Annotated in this window: 16 protein-coding genes; 11 read left to right on the top strand and 5 right to left on the bottom strand. The window is 74.7% G+C overall.

From position 1 onward, the window contains the following. The first annotated feature begins 64 nt into the window (after positions 1 to 64). Genes ACH4S9_RS21610 through ACH4S9_RS21595 form a run of 4 tightly spaced genes read left to right on the top strand, consistent with a single transcriptional unit; the run spans position 65 to position 3,481 of the window. The gene (locus tag ACH4S9_RS21610; RefSeq protein ID WP_311728760.1) at positions 65 to 829 is read left to right on the top strand and encodes an enoyl-CoA hydratase family protein; all 765 of its coding nucleotides are present in this window, start codon (positions 65 to 67) and stop codon (positions 827 to 829) included. A gap of 20 nt (positions 830 to 849) precedes the next feature. Continuing rightward, positions 850 to 1,698 carry a CoA-transferase gene (locus ACH4S9_RS21605; RefSeq protein ID WP_311728761.1) on the top strand — a complete coding sequence of 283 codons (849 nt, stop codon included), beginning with the start codon at positions 850 to 852 and terminating at the stop codon, positions 1,696 to 1,698. Beyond that, on the top strand, positions 1,695 to 2,432 hold the full coding sequence (locus ACH4S9_RS21600) for a CoA-transferase (protein ID WP_311728762.1): 738 nt from the start codon (positions 1,695 to 1,697) through the stop codon (positions 2,430 to 2,432). The genes ACH4S9_RS21605 and ACH4S9_RS21600 overlap by 4 nt, the downstream gene beginning before the upstream one ends. Continuing rightward, positions 2,432 to 3,481, top strand: a complete 1,050-nt coding sequence (locus ACH4S9_RS21595) for a nitronate monooxygenase (RefSeq protein ID WP_311728763.1) — start codon at positions 2,432 to 2,434, stop codon at positions 3,479 to 3,481. The genes ACH4S9_RS21600 and ACH4S9_RS21595 overlap by 1 nt, the downstream gene beginning before the upstream one ends. Here the strand turns inward: ACH4S9_RS21595 and ACH4S9_RS21590 are convergent. The 3 genes from ACH4S9_RS21590 to ACH4S9_RS21580 are packed head-to-tail and all read right to left on the bottom strand — an operon-like array spanning position 3,465 to position 6,112. Further along, a complete protein-coding gene (locus ACH4S9_RS21590; protein ID WP_358842467.1) occupies positions 3,465 to 4,622 on the bottom strand; it encodes an acetyl-CoA C-acetyltransferase in 1,158 nt (385 codons plus the stop codon). The genes ACH4S9_RS21595 and ACH4S9_RS21590 overlap by 17 nt on opposite strands. A gap of 30 nt (positions 4,623 to 4,652) precedes the next feature. After that, entirely contained in the window at positions 4,653 to 5,276 is a 624-nt protein-coding gene (locus tag ACH4S9_RS21585; RefSeq protein WP_311728765.1) for a TetR/AcrR family transcriptional regulator, read from the bottom strand. A gap of 26 nt (positions 5,277 to 5,302) precedes the next feature. Further along, the gene (locus ACH4S9_RS21580) at positions 5,303 to 6,112 is read right to left on the bottom strand and encodes an SDR family oxidoreductase (protein WP_398373585.1); all 810 of its coding nucleotides are present in this window, start codon (positions 6,110 to 6,112) and stop codon (positions 5,303 to 5,305) included. 59 nt (positions 6,113 to 6,171) lie between these two features. On the opposite strand from ACH4S9_RS21580, the gene ACH4S9_RS21575 reads away from it, so the two are divergent. The 4 genes from ACH4S9_RS21575 (at position 6,172) to ACH4S9_RS21560 (ending at position 13,266) form a co-directional block, all read left to right on the top strand. Further along, positions 6,172 to 7,344 carry an acyl-CoA dehydrogenase family protein gene (locus ACH4S9_RS21575; RefSeq protein WP_398373584.1) on the top strand — a complete coding sequence of 391 codons (1,173 nt, stop codon included), beginning with the start codon at positions 6,172 to 6,174 and terminating at the stop codon, positions 7,342 to 7,344. Between the two features lie 43 nt (positions 7,345 to 7,387). Next, complete coding sequence (locus ACH4S9_RS21570; RefSeq protein ID WP_361185453.1) at positions 7,388 to 8,392, top strand: acyl-CoA dehydrogenase family protein; 1,005 nt, start codon at positions 7,388 to 7,390, stop codon at positions 8,390 to 8,392. Positions 8,393 to 8,537: 145 nt separating this feature from the next. Continuing rightward, on the top strand, positions 8,538 to 9,542 hold the full coding sequence (locus ACH4S9_RS21565; RefSeq protein WP_311728769.1) for a LacI family DNA-binding transcriptional regulator: 1,005 nt from the start codon (positions 8,538 to 8,540) through the stop codon (positions 9,540 to 9,542). Positions 9,543 to 9,726: 184 nt separating this feature from the next. After that, positions 9,727 to 13,266 (top strand): BTAD domain-containing putative transcriptional regulator, encoded by a 3,540-nt coding sequence (locus ACH4S9_RS21560; protein WP_398373583.1) that lies wholly within the window; start codon positions 9,727 to 9,729, stop codon positions 13,264 to 13,266. On the opposite strand, the gene ACH4S9_RS21555 is transcribed toward ACH4S9_RS21560, so the two are convergent. Further along, positions 13,251 to 14,063, bottom strand: a complete 813-nt coding sequence (locus ACH4S9_RS21555; RefSeq protein WP_398373582.1) for a PaaX family transcriptional regulator C-terminal domain-containing protein — start codon at positions 14,061 to 14,063, stop codon at positions 13,251 to 13,253. The genes ACH4S9_RS21560 and ACH4S9_RS21555 overlap by 16 nt on opposite strands. 87 nt (positions 14,064 to 14,150) lie before the next feature. Here ACH4S9_RS21555 and ACH4S9_RS21550 point away from each other — a divergent pair, with 87 nt between their 5' ends. The 3 genes from ACH4S9_RS21550 (at position 14,151) to ACH4S9_RS21540 (ending at position 17,377) form a co-directional block, all read left to right on the top strand. Then, entirely contained in the window at positions 14,151 to 15,797 is a 1,647-nt protein-coding gene (locus ACH4S9_RS21550; RefSeq protein ID WP_398373581.1) for an acyl-CoA dehydrogenase family protein, read from the top strand. 105 nt (positions 15,798 to 15,902) lie between these two features. Next, entirely contained in the window at positions 15,903 to 16,589 is a 687-nt protein-coding gene (locus ACH4S9_RS21545) for a hypothetical protein (RefSeq protein WP_398373580.1), read from the top strand. Between the two features lie 32 nt (positions 16,590 to 16,621). Next, positions 16,622 to 17,377, top strand: a complete 756-nt coding sequence (locus ACH4S9_RS21540; protein ID WP_311729056.1) for a hypothetical protein — start codon at positions 16,622 to 16,624, stop codon at positions 17,375 to 17,377. On the opposite strand, the gene ACH4S9_RS21535 is transcribed toward ACH4S9_RS21540, so the two are convergent. Next, positions 17,355 to 18,644, bottom strand: a complete 1,290-nt coding sequence (locus ACH4S9_RS21535; RefSeq protein WP_385347444.1) for a cytochrome P450 — start codon at positions 18,642 to 18,644, stop codon at positions 17,355 to 17,357. The two genes, ACH4S9_RS21540 and ACH4S9_RS21535, sit on opposite strands and share 23 nt — an antisense overlap. Between the last annotated feature and the right edge of the window lie 36 nt (positions 18,645 to 18,680).

Below are 18,680 nucleotides of genomic sequence, written 5' to 3'. Positions count from 1 at the left end.
GCGCCCCGACCGCTGCTACCTTCTCGCCTAACAAATGTTTGGTGGAAAGGTAGCGGATCTGCTCATGGGTGTCTCCACCTCCGCCCCACACGCGGGCATCGCCGTCGTCACCGTGGACTTCCCACCCGTCAACGCCCTTCCCGTACAGGGCTGGTACGAGCTCGCCGCGGCCGTGCGCGGCGCGGGCAGCGACCCGGAGGTGCGCTGTGTCGTCCTCGCCGCCGCCGGCCGGGGCTTCAACGCGGGCGTGGACATCAAGGAGATGCAGCGCACCGAGGGGCATGGGGCTCTGATCGGCGCCAACCACGGCTGCTACGAGGCGTTCGCCGCCGTCTACGACTGCCAGGTCCCGGTCGTCGCCGCGGTGCACGGCTTCTGCCTCGGCGGCGGCATCGGCCTGGTCGGCAACGCCGACGCGATCGTCGCCAGCGACGACGCGACGTTCGGGCTGCCGGAGCTGGACCGGGGCGCCCTGGGCGCGGCCACCCATCTGGCCCGGCTGGTGCCGCAGCACCTGATGCGCGCGCTGTACTACACCTCGCGCACCGTGACCGCCGAGGAGTTGCACCGGCACGGCTCGGTGTGGCGGGTCGTGCCGCGCGCCGAGCTGTCGGCGGCGGCGCTGGCGCTGGCCCGCGAGATCGCCGCCAAGGACGGTGCGCTGCTGCGGCTGGCCAAGGCCGCGATCAACGGCATCGACCCGGTCGATGTGCGCCGCAGCTACCGCTTCGAGCAGGGCTTCACCTTCGAGGCCAACCTGAGCGGGATCGCCGACCGGCACCGCGAGGCGTTCGTGTCCGGCGTTTCCGAGGCGGGTGAGCGGCGTTGAGGCCCGGCAGCGGCAAACGCATGTCCCTGGAGGAGGCCGTCGGCCGGATCGAGAGCGGCATGACGGTCGGCATCGGCGGCTGGGGGTCGCGGCGCAAGCCCATGGCGCTGGTGCGGGCGCTGCTGCGCTCCCCGGTCACCGATCTGACCGTGGTCTCGTACGGCGGGCCGGACGTCGGGCTGCTGGCTGCCGCCGGGAAGATCCGCAAGCTGGTCGCCGCCTTCGCCACGCTCGACTCGATCCCGCTCGAACCGCACTTCAGGGCGGCGCGCGAGCGCGGGGAGCTCGAACTGGTGGAGCTGGACGAGGCGATGTTCATGTGGGGGCTGACCGCCGCCGTCCACCGGCTGCCGTTCATGCCGGTGCGGGCGGGGCTCGGCTCGGACGTGATGACGGTTAATCCGGGGCTGCGGACGGTCACCTCGCCGTACGAGGACGGGGAGGAGCTGGTGGCGGTGCCCGCGCTGCGGCTGGACGCCGCCCTGGTCCACCTCAACCGGGCCGACGCGCACGGCAACGGCCAGTACCTGGGCCCGGACCCGTACTTCGACGACCTGTTCTGCGAGGCCGCCGAAGCGGCATACGTCTCCTGCGAGCGCCTCGTCGACAGCGCGGAGTTCGCGGCGGCGGGCGGTCCGCAGACGCTGCTGGTCAAGCGCCACTCGGTGACCGGCGTGATCGAGACCCCGAACGGCGCCCACTTCACCTCCTGCGCCCCCGACTACGGGCGCGACGAGGCGTTCCAGAGCGCGTACGCGAAGGCCGCCGCGGACCCGGGCGCGTGGCGGGAGTTCACCGAGCGCTTCCTGAGCGGGGACGAGGGCGCGTACCAGACGGCGGTGGCGGCGTTCGCGGAGGAGGGCGCATGAGCACGGTCACCCGGGCCGAATACTGCGTGGTCGCCTGCGCGGAGGCGTGGCGCGGCGACGGCGAGGTCCTCGCCGCCCCGATGGGCGCCGTGCCGCGCGCCGGCGCCCAGCTGGCGCGGCTCACCTTCGCGCCCGACCTGCTGCTCACCGACGGCGAGGCGCTGCTGCTGGGCGCCGGGCCGGGGGTGGTGGAGGGCTGGCTGCCCTACCGCCAGCACCTCGCGCTGGTCACCGCGGGCAAGCGCCATGTGATGATGGGCGCCAGTCAGCTGGACCGGCACGGCAACCAGAACATCAGCTGCATCGGCGACTGGAAGCGGCCCCGGCGGCAGCTGCTGGGCGTGCGCGGCGCGCCCGTCAACACGCTGAACAACCCGACGAGTTACTGGGTGCCCCGGCACTCCCGGCGTGTCTTCGTCGAACGCGTCGACATGGTCTGCGGCGTCGGCTACGACCGGGCGGCCGCCGCCGGGCCCTCCGCCACCCGCTTCCACCGCATCCCGTGCGTCGTGACCGACCTCGCGGTCCTGGACTTCGCCACGCCCGACCGCACCATGCGGGTGCGCTCCCTGCACCCGGGGGTGAGCGCCGGTCAGGTGCGGGAGGCCACCGGCTTCCCGCTCGACATCGCGGACGACGTCCCGTACACCCGTGAGCCCACGGCGGCGGAGCTGCGGCTGATCCGGGAGGTCATCGACCCGGAGGGGCTGCGCGAGCGCGAGGTGCCCGCGTAATGGACACCCCGCTGACCGAACTCGTCGGTGTGCGCCATCCGATCGTGCAGACCGGCATGGGGTGGGTCGCCGGGCCGCGGCTGGTGTCCGCCACCGCCAACGCCGGTGCCCTCGGCATCCTGGCCTCCGCCACCATGACCCCGCACCAGCTGCGGTCGGCCGTACGGGAGGTCGGATCGCGCACCGACGCGCCCTTCGGCGTGAACCTGCGGGCGGACGCGGCGGACGCCGAGGAGCGGGTGCGGATCATCATCGAGGAGGGGGTGCGGGTCGCGTCCTTCGCGCTCGCCCCCACGCGCGAGCTGATCGTCCGGCTGAAGGACGCGGGCGTGGTCGTCATCCCGTCCGTCGGGGCCCGGCGACACGCCGAGAAGGTCGCCGCCTGGGGCGCGGATGCGGTCGTGGTCCAGGGCGGCGAGGGCGGCGGCCATACCGGGAGCGTCGGCACCGCCGTGCTGCTGCCCCAGGTCGTGGACGCGGTCGACATCCCCGTCGTGGCGGCCGGCGGCTTCTTCGACGGGCGCGGGCTGGTGGCCGCGCTCGCGTACGGCGCCGCGGGGATCGCCATGGGCACCCGCTTTCTGCTCACCTCCGACAGCACGGTCCCGGACCCGGTCAAGGCCCGCTATCTCGCGGCGTCGGTCGCCGATGTCACCGTCACCACGGCGGTCGACGGGCTCCCCCACCGGATGCTGCGCAGCGAGCTGGTCGCGTCCCTGGAACGGTCCGGGCGCGTCGCGGCGCTGACGCGGGCGCTGCGACACGCCGCGGCCTTCCGGCGGCTGTCCGGGCTGAGCTGGGCGCGAATGGTGCGGGACGGGCTGGCGATGAAGCACGGCAAGGAGCTGACCTGGAGTCAGGTGCTGCTGGCCGCCAACACGCCGATGCTGCTGAAGGCGTCGATGGTGGACGGCCGCACGGACAGCGGGGTGATGGCCTCCGGGCAGGTCGCCGGGGTGATCGACGACCTGCCGTCGTGCGCGGAGCTGGTGGAGCGGGTGATGGCGGAGGCGGCGGAGATCGTCGACCGCCTCACAGCCGCTCGATGATCGTCGTATTCGCCTGGCCGCCACCCTCGCACATCGTCTGCAAGCCGTAGCGCCCACCCGTGCGCTCCAGTTCGTGCAGCAGGGTCGTCATCAGCTTGGTGCCGGTGGCGCCGAGGGGGTGGCCGAGGGCGATGGCGCCGCCGTTGACGTTGACCTTCTCCGGGTCGGCGCCGGTCTCCCGCAGCCAGGCCAGCACCACGGGGGCGAAGGCCTCGTTGATCTCCACCAGGTCGATGTCGTCGATGGTCATGCCGGTCTTCTTCAGCGCGTGCGCCGTCGCCGGGATCGGCGCGGACAGCATCCGGATCGGGTCCTCGCCGCGCACCGAGAGGTGGTGGACGCGGGCGCGCGGCGTCAGGCCGTGTTCGCGCACCGCCCGCTCGGAGGCGATCAGCATCGCCGCGGCCCCGTCGGAGACCTGGGAGGACAGGGCGGCGGTGATCCGGCCGCCCTCCATGACCGGTTTGAGTCCGGCCATCTTCTCCAGGCTGGTGTCCCGGCGCGGGCCCTCGTCGGCGGTGACCTCCCCGTACGACACGAGCTCGCGGTCGAAGCGGCCCTCGTCCATGGCGCGGATCGCCCGCTGATGCGAGCGCAGCGCGAACTCCTCCATCGCCTCGCGGGTGATGCCCCACTTCTCGGCGATCAGCTCGGCGCCGTAGAACTGGTTGACCGGCCGGTCGCCGTAGCGCGCCCGCCAGCCCTCCGAGCCCGCGTAGGGGCCCTCGGTCAGCCCGAGCGGCACCGTCGCCTGGCGGCTGGCGAAGGCGATGGGCACCATCGACATGTTCTGCACCCCGCCCGCGACCACCAGGTCCTGGGTGCCGGAGAGAACCGCCTGCGCCGCGAAGTGGATCGCCTGCTGCGAGGAGCCGCACTGCCGGTCGACGGTCACGCCCGGGACCTCCTCGGGCAGCCCGGCGGCCAGCCAGCAGGTGCGCGCGATGTCCCCGGCCTGCGGGCCGACGGTGTCCAGGCAGCCGAGGACCACGTCCTCGACGGCGGCGGGGTCGGCGCCCGAGCGCTCCATCAGGGCGCGCAGTGCGTGCGCGCCGAGGTCGGCCGGGTGGACGGACGCAAGTCCGCCGTTCCGCTTGCCGACGGGGGTCCGTACCGCTTCGACGATGTATGCCTCGGCCATGATCCCTCCTGTCCGGTGGTGTCCCGGTGGTCAGGCCCGCGGGGTGACGCCGTCCAGGACCATCGACAGGTACTGGCGGGCGATCTCCTCGGGGCTGTGCTGTCCGCCCGGCCGGTACCACGAGGCGGCGACCCAGACGGTGTCGCGCAGAAAGCGGTACGCAAGCCGGATGTCGAGGTCCGCGCGGAAGACCCCCTCGGCCACCCCGCGCTCGAGCGTGCCCAGCCACGCCTCCTCGAACTTCCGCTGCGAGACGGTGAGATAGCCGAAGCGGGGCTGGGCGGAGAGGTGCTTGGACTCCTTCTGGTAGATGGCGACCGCCGCCCGGTGCCGGTCGATCTCCCGGAAGGACTCGGTGACGAGCGCCTCGATGGTCTCCCTGGGGCCGAGCCCGGCGCCGAGCACGGCCTCGTAACCGGCCCACAGCTCGTCCAGGAAGGTGGAGAGGATCTCGTCGACCATCGCCTCCTTCGAGTCGAAGTGGTAGTACAGGCTGCCCGCGAGCATCCCCACCTCGTCGGCGATGCGGCGCACGGTGGTCGCGTTGTACCCGTGTGCGGCGAACACCTCCGCCGCCGTCGAGAGCAGTTCGCGGCGTCGCTGGGGGGACGGGGTCACGGTGGTCTTCTTGCTGTTCTCGCTCGTCTTCGGCACCTGTCCATTCTCCCGGCCCCTCCGCCTCACGCGTGCTGGCTGCTGACGGACACCGTCTCGCCCGTCATGTACGAGGAGTAGCCGCTGGTCAGGAAGACGATGACGTTGGCGACCTCCCATGGCTCGGCGTACCGGCCGAACGCCTCCTTCTCGGTGAGCTCGGCGAGCAGTTCGGGGGTGGTCACCTTCACCAGGTGCGGATGCATGGCCAGGCTCGGTGAGACCGCGTTGACCCGTACGCCGTAGGCGGCGGCCTCGACGGCGGCGCAGCGGGTGAGCGCCATCACCCCGGCCTTGGCCGCCGCGTAGTGCGCCTGGCCGGCCTGGGCGCGCCAGCCGACGACGGAGGCGTTGTTGACGATGACGCCGCCGCGGCCGTCGGCCCTCATCCGGCGCAGCGCGGCGCGGGTGCAGCGGAAGGTGCCGCCCAGGGTGACGTCGATGACCTTGTGCCACTGCTCGTCGGTCAGCTCGGTCAGCTCGGCGGTGCCGCCGAGCCCGGCGTTGTTGACGAGGGCGTCGAGGCGGCCGTGGGTCTCCTCGGCGAGGTCGAGGAGCGCGGCCACCTGGTCCTCGTCGGTCACATCGCAGGCCGTCCCGGCGACCCGGTCCGCCCCGAACTCCCCGGCGAGCGCGGCGACGGTCTCCTTCAGGCGGCGGGCGTGGGCGTCGCCGATGACGACGCGGGCGCCCTCCTCCAGGAATCTGCGGGCGGTGGCGCCGCCGATGCCGCTGCCCGCCGCGGCCGTGATGACGGCCGTGCGGCCGGTGAGGAGGCCGTGGCCGGGGACATAGGGCGCTCGGTTGGCCTTGTTGCCCGCCTTGTTGTCCGTCACGGCGCCACGGTAACCTACCAAACACTTGTTAGGGAACCGGGAGGGAGGCGGGAGCCGCGGTGGATCTCGATCTGACCGAGCGGCAGCGGGAGTTCCGGGACGAGGCCCGGCGGTGGCTCGCGGCGCATGTGCCCGCCGAGCCGCTGCCCTCCCTGGAGACCGCCGAGGGCTTCGCCGCCCACCGGACGTGGGAGCGCACGCTCGCCTCGGGCCGCTGGTCGGCGGTGAGCTGGCCCGAGGAGTACGGCGGGCGCGGCGCCTCGCTGTTCGAGTGGCTGCTCTTCGAGGAGGAGTACTACGCGGCGGGGGCGCCCGGCCGGGTCGGCCAGAACGGGATCAGCCTGCTGGCCCCCACGCTCTTCGGGCACGGCACACCGGAGCAGCGGTCCCGGGTGCTGCCGCCGCTGGCCCGCGGCGAGGTCGTCTGGGCACAGGCCTGGTCCGAGCCCGAGTCCGGCTCGGACCTCGCGTCCCTGCGCTCCACCGCCGAGCGCACCGACGGCGGCTGGCTGCTGAACGGTCTGAAGACCTGGTCCTCGCGGGCCGCCTTCGCCGACGGCGCCTTCGGCCTCTTCCGCAGCGACCGGGACGCGTCGGCCCCCCATCGCGGGCTGACCTATCTGATGTTCCCGCTGCGCGCGCCGGGGGTGACCGTGCGCCCCATCGGGCGCCTCGACGGCAAGCCCGCCTTCGCCGAGCTCTTCCTCGACCAGGTCTTCGTGCCCGACGAGGACGTGATCGGCGGACCGGGCGAGGGCTGGCGGGTCGCGATGAGCACGGCGGGCAACGAGCGGGGGCTGACGCTGCGCAGCCCCGGGCGCTTCACGGCGGCCGCGCGCCGCCTGGCGGCGCTGTGGCGCGACCATCCGGCCACCGACAACTCGTCCGCGCTGCGCGACCGGGTGGCCGACGCGGTGATCCACGCCCGGGCGTACGAGCTGTTCGCGTACGCGGGCGCGTCCCGGCTGGCGGCCGGCGGCTCCCTGGGCGCCGAGTCGAGCCTCAACAAGGTCTTCTGGTCCGAGCTCGACATCGCCCTCCACGAAACGGCCCTGGACCTGCTCGGCCCCCACGGCGAACTCGCCGACTCCGCCCCCGACGCGCCCGCGCGCGGCGCCTGGGCCGACGGTTACACCTTCGCCCTGGCGGGCCCGGTGTACGCGGGCACCAACGAGATCCAGCGCGACATCATCGCCGAGCGGCTGCTCGGCCTGCCGAAGGGCCGCAGATGAGGCGCGGTCCCCTGCCGTCACGAGCGTGGAAGGGGCGGTACGGATGAGATTCCTGCTGGACCAGGAGCAGACGGAGTTCGGCCGCACCCTGGACCGGATGCTCTCCGCCGCCGGGACGGCGGAGGCGGTGCGGGCCTGGGCGCGAGGGGAGCGGGGGCCGGGCCGGGCGGTGTGGGGGCGGCTGGGCGAGGCGGGGGTGTTCGCGCTGGCCGTCCCGGAGGCCTACGAGGGCGCGGGACCGCTGCCGGTGGAGCTCGCCGTCGCGTATGTCGAGGCGGGCCGCCACGCGGTGCCGGGGCCGCTGGTCGAGACGGCCGCCGCGGCCGTCCTGCTCGCCGCGCTCGCGGAGCGCGGCGACGCGATCGCGGCGGGGAAGCACTGGCTGCCGCGGATCGCGGCCGGGCATGCGGTGGTCACCGTCGCCGCCCCCGCGGGCGGTCCGTACGCGCTGGACGCGGACGCCGCCGACGCGGTGTTCGTCGTCGAGGGCGAACGGCTGCGGACGGGCTCGGGGCACGGGCCGGTGCAGCCCTCGCTGGACCCGGCCAGGCGGCTGGCCGGGCCGCTGGGCGGCGGCGAGGTGCTCGCGAGCGGCCCGGCCGTCGCGGCGGCGGCCGCGCGCGCCGCGGACTGGGCCGCCTTCGCGACGGCCGCGCAGGCGCTCGGCACCGGGCTGGCGCTGCTGGAGCGAACCGTCGCATACGTCAAACAGCGCACCCAGTTCGGGCGCGAGATCGGCTCGTTCCAGGCGGTCAAGCACCGGCTCGCGGATGTCCTGATCGCCCTGGAGTTCGCCCGGCCGCTGCTGTTCGGGGCCGCGCTGGCGCTGGCCGACGGCGCCGACCGGGCCGCCGGGGCGGCGGTCGCGGCCGCCAAGGTGGCCGCGGGGGAGGCCGCGTACACGGCGGCCAGGACGGCGCTCCAGCTGCACGGCGCGATCGGCTACACGGACGAGTACGACCTGTCCCTGTGGATCCGCAAGGCCCGCGCGCTGCGCACCGCCTGGGGCTCCCCCTCCGTCTGCCGCGCCCGCGTCCTGGCGACGTGAGCAGTCCATCCCGGGCGGGCCCCGCCGGGAGCGGTCAGCCGGTGCCACTTCGGCCGAAGGGTGCCGTCCGCCGCGCCGGGTGATCCATGCTGTGACGAGCCGCCCCCACGGATCAGCGGCTCGACGAAGAACGAGGTATGTCCCCATGCACCGGACCCGGCCCACATTGGAGAGCGTGGCGCTGCACGCGGGCGTCTCGCGCGCCACGGTGTCCCGTGTCGTCAACGGCTCCACCCGGGTCGGCGAGGACGCCCGCGAGGCGGTGCAACGCGCCATCCGTGAGCTGGGATACGTCCCCAACCAGGCCGCCCGCAGCCTGGTCACACAGCGCACCGACTCCTTCGCCCTCGTGCTGCCCGAGGAGCCGGGCCGGGTGTTCTCCGACGACCAGTTCTTCCCCGGCGTCGTGCGCGGGGTGAGCCAGCGGCTGGAGGAGGCCGACAAGCAGCTGGTGCTGATGATGGCCCGCTCCTCCGCCGGCCGGGAGCGCATCGAGCGGTTCGCCCTGGGGCGCCATGTCGACGGGGTGATGGTCGCCTCCGTGCACGGAGCCGACCCGCTGCCCGTCGGCCTCGCCCGCATGGGCATCCCGGTGGTCTCCAACGAGCGGCTGCTCGGCCCGGTGTCCCTGCCGTACGTGGGCGTCGACAACGCCGGGGGCGCGGCCGCCGCCGTGCGCCATCTGGCGCGCTCCGGGCGCACCAGGATCGCCACCGTCGCGGGCCCGCAGGACATGGTCGCCGGGATCGACCGGCTGGCCGGCTACCGGGCGGCGCTGGCCGAGGCGCGGCTGTCCGGGGCCGTCGCCTTCGGCGACTTCACCCAGGAGTCGGGGGTGGTCGCGATGCGCGAGCTGCTGCGCGAAGACCCCGGCCTCGACGCCGTGTTCGTGGCCTCCGACCTGATGGCGGTGGGCGTGCTGCGGGCGCTGCGGCAGGCCGGCCGCCGGGTCCCGGACGATGTCGCCCTGGTCGGCTTCGACGACATCGAGACCGCCCGCTACACCGAGCCGCCGCTGACCACGGTCCGCCAGCCCATCACGCAGATCGGCCGGCAGCTGGCCCACCAGCTGCTGCGCCTGGCCTCCGGCGAGCAGATCGAACCATCACTCGTGCTGCCGACCGAGCTGGTCCTCCGCGAGACGGCCTGAGACGGCGGCCGTATCGGCGGCTCGGCCGTACGGCATTCGCCAAGTCCTCCGTATTCATGCCGCTTTCGGACCCCGGCGCGGCTCGCGCGAGGGACACCGTCGTGCGCGGCGCACCCTCGGAGAACCTGCAATAAAGCTAGAATCGGCTGGTCGGCCGAGACGTGGGACCGTCGGAGGGACGGCTGTGGAGTTCGGTCTGCTGGGCAGCGTCGAGGCGTACGCCGAGGGGCGGCCCCTCGATCTGGGTCATGCCCGGCAGCGCTGTGTGCTGGCGGCTCTGCTGGTCGACGTCGGCCGGCCGGTCACGGTCGAGCAGCTCATCGACCGCGTCTGGGCCGAGCGTCCTCCGCGCCGGGCGCGGGACACCCTCTACGGCTATCTCTCCCGGCTGCGGCAGATCCTGACCGCGGCCGAGGACAAGAGCGCCGAGGGCGTGGAGATCGTGCGGGGGTCCGGCGGCTATCTGATCGGCGTCGCGGCGACGGCGGTGGATCTGCACCGCTTCCGCGATCTGGTCACCCGGGCCCGCGCCTGCGAGCAGGACGACCACACGGCCGTCCGGTTCGGGCAGGCGCTCGCGCTCTGGCGGGGCGATGCCTTCGCCGGGCTGGACACACCGTGGATCAACACCCTCCGGCTCACCCTCGGCCGGGAGCGGCTCGCGGCCGAACTCGACCTCGACGACGTCCGGTTGCGCCTCGGCCGCCACTCCGAGCTGGTGGCCGCGGTGTCCGCCCGGGCCGCCGCGCATCCGCTGGACGAGCGGGTGGCCGGCCAGTTCATGCTCGCGCTGTACCGGTGCGGCCGCCCGGCGGAGGCGCTCGACCACTACCAGCGCACCCGGCAGCGGCTGGTGGAGGAGCTCGGCTGTGACCCGGGCCCCGCGCTGCGCACGCTGCACCAGCGCATCCTGGCCGCCGATCCGGGGCTGGCCGACCCCGCCGGGCCACACGGTCCGGCGCCCGTCCCCGAAGTTACCGTCCCCGAGGTGCCCGCTCCCGCGGCGCCGGGCCCTCGCCCGGGAGGCCGACTGGTGGGCCGCGCGGCGGAGTTGGCCGTCATCGACCGGGCGCTCGAGGACACCGGGGCCGATGTGCCGCGCGTGGTGGAGATCGTCGGTGAACCGGGCATCGGCAAGACACGGCTGCTGGGCGAGTTCGGCGAGCGCGCGCGGCGGCGGGGGTTCACGGTGCTGGCCGGGCGCGGCGCCGAGTTCACCCAGGCGCCGTACGGGGTGATCCTGGACGCGCTGGAGGACCACTGGGCCGCGGCGGACGCGTCCGGGACACCGTACGGCGCACCGGCGCCCGACGCGCCCGGCCCGCTCGGCGCGGTGTTCGCGGCCCGCGCCCCACTGCGCCCGGCCGGAGCGGAACCGGCGGCGGCCGGCGCACAGGTGACCGAGCGGCACGGGTTCCACCGGGCCGTGCGGGCCTCGCTCGAGGGCTTGAGTTCCGAGGCCGGGCTGGTGCTCGCCCTGGACGATCTGCACTGGGCCGACGAGGACTCGGTCGAGTTGATCGGCCATCTGTTACGGCACCCGCCCAGAACGCGGCTGCTGCTGGCGCTCGCCTACCGGCCCCGGCAGGCCCCGCCCCGGCTGCCCGCGGCGCTGGCCAGGGCCGGGGTGCTCGACCGGGTGGCCGGGATCCGGCTGGGGCCGCTGTCCGCGGCGGAGGCCGCAGAGCTGTGCGGCCCGGAGATGAACCGCCGCCGTCAGCGGGAGCTGTACGAGGCCAGCGGCGGCAACCCGTTCTATCTGGAGGCTCTGGCCAGGAGGCGGGAGCGGGTGGCGGCGGGCCCGGGGGCGGCCCCGGCCGTCGCCGAGGAGCCGGAGCGGTCCCTGAGCGCCACGCTGCTGGAGGAGCTGGAGGGGGTGTCGGCCGGGGCGCGGATGTCCGCGCAGGCGGCCGCCGTGCTCGGGGACTCCTTCGAGACCGACCTGGTGGCGATCGTCGCCGAGGCCGACGAGGCGCATGTCCTGGCGGCCGTGGACGAGCTCGCCGAGCGGGATCTGATACGGCAGGGGGGCGTCCCGCGGCGGTTCGCCTTCCGCCATCCGCTGGTGCGCGCCGCCGTCTACCACGGCGCGGGCGTCGGCTGGCGGATCGAGGCCCACGCCCGGGCCGCGCGCGGGCTGGCCTCGCGCGGCGCGCCCCTGGCCGCGCGGGCACCGCATGTGCAGCAGTCGGCCCGCGTGGGCGACGTACAGGCGGCGGAGGTCCTCGTCGAGGCGGCCGACGACATCCTCGCGGTCGCCCCGCTGACCGCCGCCGGGTGGATCGGCAACGCCCTGCGGCTGCTCGGTGAGCGCCCCGACCGGCCGCGTCCGGAGTGGCTGCTGAAGCAGGCCGACGCGCTGAGCGTGGCGGGCCATCTGCGGGAGAGCCGGGACATCCTGCGCACGGCCGCGTCCCTGCTGCCCGCCGAGGCCCGCGATCTGTCCGCCCAGGTGGCCGGGTCCCGGGCCACGGTGGAATGGCAGCTCGGCCGGTACCAGCAGGCGATCTCGCTGCTGACGCGCGAGTTGCGGAACGCCGACGGCCGCTCCCGCCGGGTCACGGCGGGCCTGGAGCTGGGCGTCGCCGCCGTGGCGCTGCGCACCGCCGACATCACCACGGCCGTCGACTGGGGCGAGCGCGCGCTGCGCACGCTGGCGGAGGACGGCGCGCCGATCCGGGTCACCACGGCCCGCGGGATGCTCGCCCTCGCCCACACGGCGGCCGGGGACACCGCGCGGGCCGACCACCACCTCGCCGAGGCGCTCGCGGCCATCGACGACACCGGTGACCACCAGCTGGCCGAGCATGTGCACATCCTGGCCGTAATCGGCTGGACGGAGATGTTCCGCGGGCGCCACACGTCCGCGCTGCGCCACCTGGACCGGGGCCTGGAGCTGTCCCGCGGCACCGGCAGGACCGCCCTGCTCGCCGACCTGTTCGCGGCCCGGGCCTATGTGCTGCTGGACCTCGGCCGGCTGCACGCGGCAGCGGCCGACGCCGAGGACGCGCTGGACGCGGCGGCCCTCACCGGCAGCCGGGAGCCCCGCTCCCTGGCCGACGTGGTCGGCGCCGCGGTCTCGCTGTGGCGGGGCGACTTCGCGGGGGCACTGAAGATCTGCGAGGAGTCGCTGTCGCAGGACGAAACCGAACCGGGCTTCAACCGGGCCGCGATCACCGGGATGCTCGGCCGGGCGCTGCTGGCCGGCGGCGATCCGGACGGTTGCGTCCGCTCGGTGACCGAGGCGGGCGACGGCCCGGAGCTGCTCAGGTTCGAGTCCCCCGCGCGCCCGCTGTGGTTCCGGGTGCTGACCACCGCGGAGCTGGCGCGCGGCGACGTGCCGGCCGCCGAGCGGTGGGCCCGCCGCGCGGCCGCCGTCGTGGCCCCCGACGGCCCGGCCGGAGAGCGCGGCTTCGCGCTGCTGGCCGAGGCCCAGGTGCGGCTGGCCGGCGACGACGCGGGGGCCGCCCGGGCCGCCCTCGAGGCCGCCGCGTCGTTCGGCGCGGCCCGGATGCCGCTGTACGAGGCCGAGGCCCGCGTCACGGCCGGTACGGCGCTGGCCGCGCTCGCCCGCCGCGACGAGGCGCTCTCCGAGTACGGGCGGGCCAAGGAGCTGTCGAGCGCCTGCGGGGCGTCCGCGCTGTTCGGCCTGGCCGACGACGCGTACCGCCGGACCGCCGCGCAGGTCGGACCGCACGCGCCCCGAGGTCAGTCCCCCGCGTAGCGGGGCAGCAGGGCCTGGAAGTCGCGCTCGAAGGCGTCGTAGCGGTGGCGCAGGCCGGCGCCCGGCCAGTCGGGGGGCAGCAGCCGGGCGGGCAGCACGGGGTCGGTGAGCAGATGGCGGAGGGACGCGGCCGCGACGGTGAACCGCTCGGCCGGGCCGTCCGCCCCGTCCAGGGCTGCCGCCAGCAGCCGGGCCCGCGCGGCCCAGCCGTCCAGGTTCCACAGCCGGGCCGCGAGCCGGGCCGGGTCGCCCTCGGGCTCGCCGGTCAGCCAGGCGCACTGCTCGGCGGCGACGGACGGGCGCGGCCGTACGAGGTTGGCGGGGCGCAGCCAGGTGCCCTCGCGCAGCTCGGCCAGGCGCAGGGCGGCCATGGCCTGGCGCAGCGCGGCCCGCTCGGGCGCGGCGCGGCGGTCGGTGGTGACGACCGCGATCTCCCAGCCGCCGTCCCAGCTCCGGGTGCGGGGGGCTCGGCTGTCGTCCTGCCGGGCCTGGCGGGCCAGGAGGCGGTCGGTGAGCCGGTAGGCACCGCCGCGCTGCTCCAGGTCGCCGGCGGCGACCATGCGGGTGAGCGCGACCCGGATGGTCCCCTCCGCGGTGCCGAACAGCGCGCCGACACGGACCAGGGCGCGGGCGGGCAGCTGCGGCGGGTGGTGGCCGAGCAGGGTGCTGAGCACGACCGAGCGGGCGGTCAGCGGGCGCAGCGCGAGGGCCCCGGGGGCGCCGTCCGCATCGGTGGCGCCAGGTACGGACCTGTCACGGGTATCAGGGGGTTCGCGGGTGCCACGGGTGTCGTCCATATGTGCTCGGAACCCTATCCATTACAGTTCTTTGTCGCGCATGATGGAAGTGTAAGAGAGCAAGGCCGCCGCGCACGAGGAGACGCCATGGGTGCCACGCATGAAGTCCTCAACCAGGCTCCGCCGCTGACCGGCTTCAGCACGGCCGACGACCCCGCGCTGCTGGAGGCCCTGCGGCGGGACGGAGCGGCCTGGGGCGAGCCGGAGGTGCGGGAGCTGGGCGCGCTGGCCGGGTCCGCCGAGGTGCAGGACTGGGCGCGGATGGCCGAGGAGCACCCTCCGGTGCTGCACACCCACGACCGGTACGGCCACCGCGTCGACGAGGTCGAGTACCACCCCGCGTACCACCGGCTGATGGCCGCCGCCGTGGACAGCGGGCAGCACGCCGCCGCCTGGGGCGACAGCCGCCCCGGGGCCCATCTGGCGCGCGCGGCCAAGTTCTATGTCTTCGCGCAGGCCGAGCCGGGCCACGGCTGCCCCGTCTCCATGACGTACGCCGCGGTCCCGGCGCTGCGCGCCGAGCCGGAGCTCGCGGCCGCGTACGAGCCGCTGCTTGCCTCCCGCGTCTACGACTTCGGGCTGCGCCCGCCGCTGGGCAAGCGGGGGCTGATCGCCGGGATGTCGATGACGGAGAAGCAGGGCGGCTCGGACGTGCGCGCCAACACCACCCGGGCCCTGCCCCAGGCCGACGGCAGCTATCTGCTGACCGGTCACAAGTGGTTCACCTCCGCGCCGATGAGCGACGTCTTCCTCACCCTCGCCCAGGCCGACGAGGGCCTGACCTGCTTCCTGGTGCCGCGCGTGCTGCCCGACGGGACGCGCAACGAGATGCGTCTTCAGCGGCTCAAGAACAAGCTCGGCAACCGCTCCAACGCCTCCTCCGAGGTCGAGTACGACGGCGCGGTGGCCTGGCGGGTCGGCGAGCCGGGCCGCGGGGTGCGCACCATCGTCGAGATGGTCAACGTGACCCGGCTGGACTGTGTGATCGGCTCGGCCGCCGGCATGCGGGCCGGGCTCCGGCAGGCGCTGCACCACACCGAGCACCGGCGGGCGTTCGGCGCGGAGCTGATCGACCAGCCGCTGATGCGCAATGTGCTGGCCGACCTGGCCGTCGAGTCGGAGGCCGCCACCACGCTGGCGATGCGGCTGGCGGCGGCCCTGGACCGGGCTCAGGCCGGGGACGAGACGGAGGCGGCGCTGCGCCGGCTGGGGCTGGCGGTGAGCAAGTACTGGGTGTGCAAGCGCGGCGCCGCACACGCGGCCGAGGCCCTGGAGTGCCTGGGCGGCAACGGCTATGTGGAGGACTCCGGCATGCCACGGCTGTACCGGGAGGCGCCGCTGCTGTCGATCTGGGAGGGCTCGGGCAATGTCGCGGCCCTCGACGTGCTGCGCGCGCTGGGCCGGGAGACGGGCGCGCTGGAGGCCTTCCTGGCCGAGGTGGACGCCGCCGCCGGGGCCGACGCGCGGCTGGACGCGGCCGTCGCCCGCCTCCGCGGCCTGCTGCCGCAGCTCGCCGACCCGCAGCGGGCCCAGCTGCTCGCCCGCCGCCTCGCCGAGCAGATGACGCTGGTCCTCCAGGGCAGCCTGCTGGTGCGGCACAGCCACCCGGCGGTGGCGGACGCCTTCTGCGCCTCGCGGCTCGACGGGGACTGGGGGCACGCCTTCGGCACCCTGCCGCCCGGGGTGGACACCGGCCCCATCCTGGACCGGGCGCGGCTCAAGGACGCGCGCTGAGAGCGGTCGCCGCCCAAGAGGGTGTTTTCCGCGTGATTCACCTATTCGAGGGAATCTATGCGGGCATACGGCTGCAACGGGCCCGATCAGCCGAAGATCTGCGTCGTGAACCGATGGCAACGCACATGGCGTTCAGGGATTCTCGCCACGGCCCTGGTGCTCGCCTCGATCTGGGCGGGCCCGGTAGCCGGGGCGGACGGGGCCGACGGGGCCGACGACCCGGCCGACGGCCCGCGGGTGGGGCTCCATCTCGAGGTCAAGGTGCGCATTCCGGGTGTTGACCTGATCTGGCCGGGGTGGTGGTGTCCGACGCCGACCCCCACCCCCACCAAGACCCCGACGCCCACACCCACGGACACCCCCACGCCGACCCCCACCCCGACGCAGACGTCGACGCCGCCCCAGACGCCGACGCCCACCCCCACGCAGACGACCGCGCCCACGCCGACGCACCGCCCCACCCACACCCCGGCGCCCACCCCGCCCGGGAAGCCGGCGGCGCCGTCCTCGGCCGCGCCGCTCCCCGAGCGCCCCGCGCGCCCGTCACCGTCCCGGCCGGCCCCCAAGAAGCCGCCCAGGACGGCGACGCCCAGCTCTCCGGCGCCGACCGGGCCCCCTCACAGCGCGGAGCTGCGCGCGTACCGCCCGCCCGCGCCCCGGCAGCAGGGCGGCGGCATCTCGTTGGTCACCTTCACCCTGCTGATCACCGCGCCCGCGGTGCTCGCGGCCGCCACCCTGCGCCCCCGCTCTCGCTCGCGCTCCGCGTCGCGCGGCGGCGGGCGGCGCGGCTGACGCCGACGCCGACGACCTGACGGAGGTTGCCCATGCCCGAATGGCTGATTCTGACTCTCGTGACGGCGGGGGTCTGCTCGCTCGTCGTGGCCGTCACCCTGCTCAACCAGCGGCGGGTCGCCGAGGACGACGACCCCTCCGGGACCCCCGATGTCATCGAGTACATGATCATGATGATCGGCGTGGTCTACGCCATCGTGCTGGGCCTGGCCATCGCCGGGGTCTGGGAGGCGAGAGGCGCCGCGCAGGACGGGGTGCGCACCGAGGCCCAGGCGCTGCACGAGGTGAGCGAGCGCGCGAGCGGCTACCCCGCGGCGGTGCGCGACCGCATCCGCGCGGACGCCAAGGCGTACGCGGACCATGTGGCGTCCAAGGAGTGGCGGGTGATGATCGACAAGGGCGAGCTCACCGACCGCGGCGCCGTGCTGCTGGCGGAGCTGCGGCGCGATGTCACCGACTACACGCCGCGCACCGAGCGGGAGTGGCACATCTACCAGCCGCTGGTGGACCAGGTCGCCGCGGTGGACGCCGCCCGCCAGGCGCGGGCGGCGAACGCCGGGCCGACGATGCCCAGGATGGTCTGGCTGGGGCTGCTCGTCGGCGCGGCGCTGGTGATCGGGCTGCTGTTCACGCTTCAGATCCGCCGTACGCCGCGCGAGCTGGCGATGGCGGCGATGTTCAGCGCGCTGATCGTCTTTCTGCTCTTCCTGGTCTGGGACTTCGACGCGCCCTTCGGCCGGTCGGTCGGGGACACGGCCGAGCCGTTCAAGGATCTGTTTCCCAGCTGACGGGAAGGTGCTTGAGGCCGTTCTGGAAGTTGGAGGTGAGCCGCACCGGCTCGCCTGCCCGGCGCAGTCCGGGCAGGCGGGTCAGGACGTTGCGCAGCATCGCCCGCATCTGGAGCCGGGCGAGGTGCGCGCCCAGGCAGAAGTGCGGGCCGTGGCCGAAGCTGACGTGGTCGTTGGGACTGCGGGTGATGTCGAAGCGGTCGGGGTCGGCGAAGACCGTCTCGTCGCGGTTGGCGGAGGCGTGGTAGACGACGACCTTGTCGCCGCGCCGGATGCGCTGCCCGCCCAGCTCCACCTCGCGGGTCGCGGTGCGGCGGAAGTCGATGACGGGCGGCCAGAAGCGCAGCATCTCCTCCACGGCGGAGTCGGTCAGCTCCGGGCGGGCCAGCAGGAGTTCATGGCTCTCGGGGTGGTCCAGCAGGGTCAGCAGCCCGCCGGGGATGCCGTTGCGCAGGGTTTCGTTCCCGGCCACGGCGAAGAGGAAGAACATGTTCTCGAACTCCTCCCGGCTCAGGCCGCCCTCCCGCAGCTGCGCCATCACGGTGCCGGGCCGGGGCCGTTCGGCCAGGGCGTGGGCGTAGGCGAACATGTCCGCGAGGGCCTCGCGGGAGCGCGGGTTCATCGGCCGCCCGTCCGGGCGGGTCAGTGACCGCGGCCGGTGGGCGAGCGCGGCGCGCCCCATCGGACTGAGCGGCGCGGCCTCGGCGGTGCTCGACGCGGCGTATTCGGTGTCCTGGTAGCCGATGACCCGGCTCGCCCAGTCGAACAGCAGCCGCCGGTCGCTCTCGGGCACGCCCATGACATGGGCCAGGGTCCACACCGGCAGGTCCGCCGCGAGCTCCACGAAGTCCGTCCCGCCCCGCGGCGCCACGGCCTCGACGAGCGCCCGCGCGCGTGCCTCGATGACGGCGTGGAGTTCGCGCACCGCGCGCGGGGTGAAGGCCGCCGCGACGACCCGGCGCGTCCGGGAGTGGTCCGGCGGGTCCTGGTTGAGCATCATCGCCCGGACGAACTCCAGGTCGGCGGGCGTGTCCGGGTCGCGGATCTGGGTGGCTCCCAGATGGGAGGAGAACACGTCCGGCGTGCGCAGCACCTGTTTGACGTCGGCGTGCCGGAAGACCGCCCAGAAGCCGGAACCCGCGGGCCACGCCCCGACCGCGGGTTCCTCGATCCAGCAGACGGGGCGGGTGGCGCGCGCCTGTGCGAAGAGCGCGTACGGGACACCGGCGGCGTAGGTCTCGGGAAGGAACACCGCGTCAGGGTTCACAGCCGTGACCGTACGGCGCCACCCGCCGGTGCCGTC

The sequence above is a fragment of the Streptomyces sp. NPDC021225 genome, from assembly GCF_044332865.1.
GTDB lineage: Bacteria > Actinomycetota > Actinomycetes > Streptomycetales > Streptomycetaceae > Streptomyces.
The sequence above is the reverse complement of the archived record's forward strand: the minus strand, read 5'-3'. Positions and strand labels throughout refer to the sequence as shown.

Bases quoted from the DNA above. Each gene is read 5' to 3' on its own strand.
- ACH4S9_RS21610 (WP_311728760.1), top strand. From the start codon at position 65: ATGGGTGTCTCCACCTCCGCCCCACACGCGGGCATCGCCGTCGTCACC.
- ACH4S9_RS21605 (WP_311728761.1), top strand. From the start codon at position 850: ATGTCCCTGGAGGAGGCCGTCGGCCGGATCGAGAGCGGCATGACGGTC.
- ACH4S9_RS21600 (WP_311728762.1), top strand. From the start codon at position 1,695: ATGAGCACGGTCACCCGGGCCGAATACTGCGTGGTCGCCTGCGCGGAG.
- ACH4S9_RS21595 (WP_311728763.1), top strand. From the start codon at position 2,432: ATGGACACCCCGCTGACCGAACTCGTCGGTGTGCGCCATCCGATCGTG.
- ACH4S9_RS21590 (WP_358842467.1), bottom strand. From the start codon at position 4,622: ATGGCCGAGGCATACATCGTCGAAGCGGTACGGACCCCCGTCGGCAAG.
- ACH4S9_RS21570 (WP_361185453.1), top strand. From the start codon at position 7,388: ATGAGATTCCTGCTGGACCAGGAGCAGACGGAGTTCGGCCGCACCCTG.
- ACH4S9_RS21565 (WP_311728769.1), top strand. From the start codon at position 8,538: ATGCACCGGACCCGGCCCACATTGGAGAGCGTGGCGCTGCACGCGGGC.
- ACH4S9_RS21555 (WP_398373582.1), bottom strand. From the start codon at position 14,063: ATGGACGACACCCGTGGCACCCGCGAACCCCCTGATACCCGTGACAGG.
- ACH4S9_RS21550 (WP_398373581.1), top strand. From the start codon at position 14,151: ATGGGTGCCACGCATGAAGTCCTCAACCAGGCTCCGCCGCTGACCGGC.
- ACH4S9_RS21540 (WP_311729056.1), top strand. From the start codon at position 16,622: ATGCCCGAATGGCTGATTCTGACTCTCGTGACGGCGGGGGTCTGCTCG.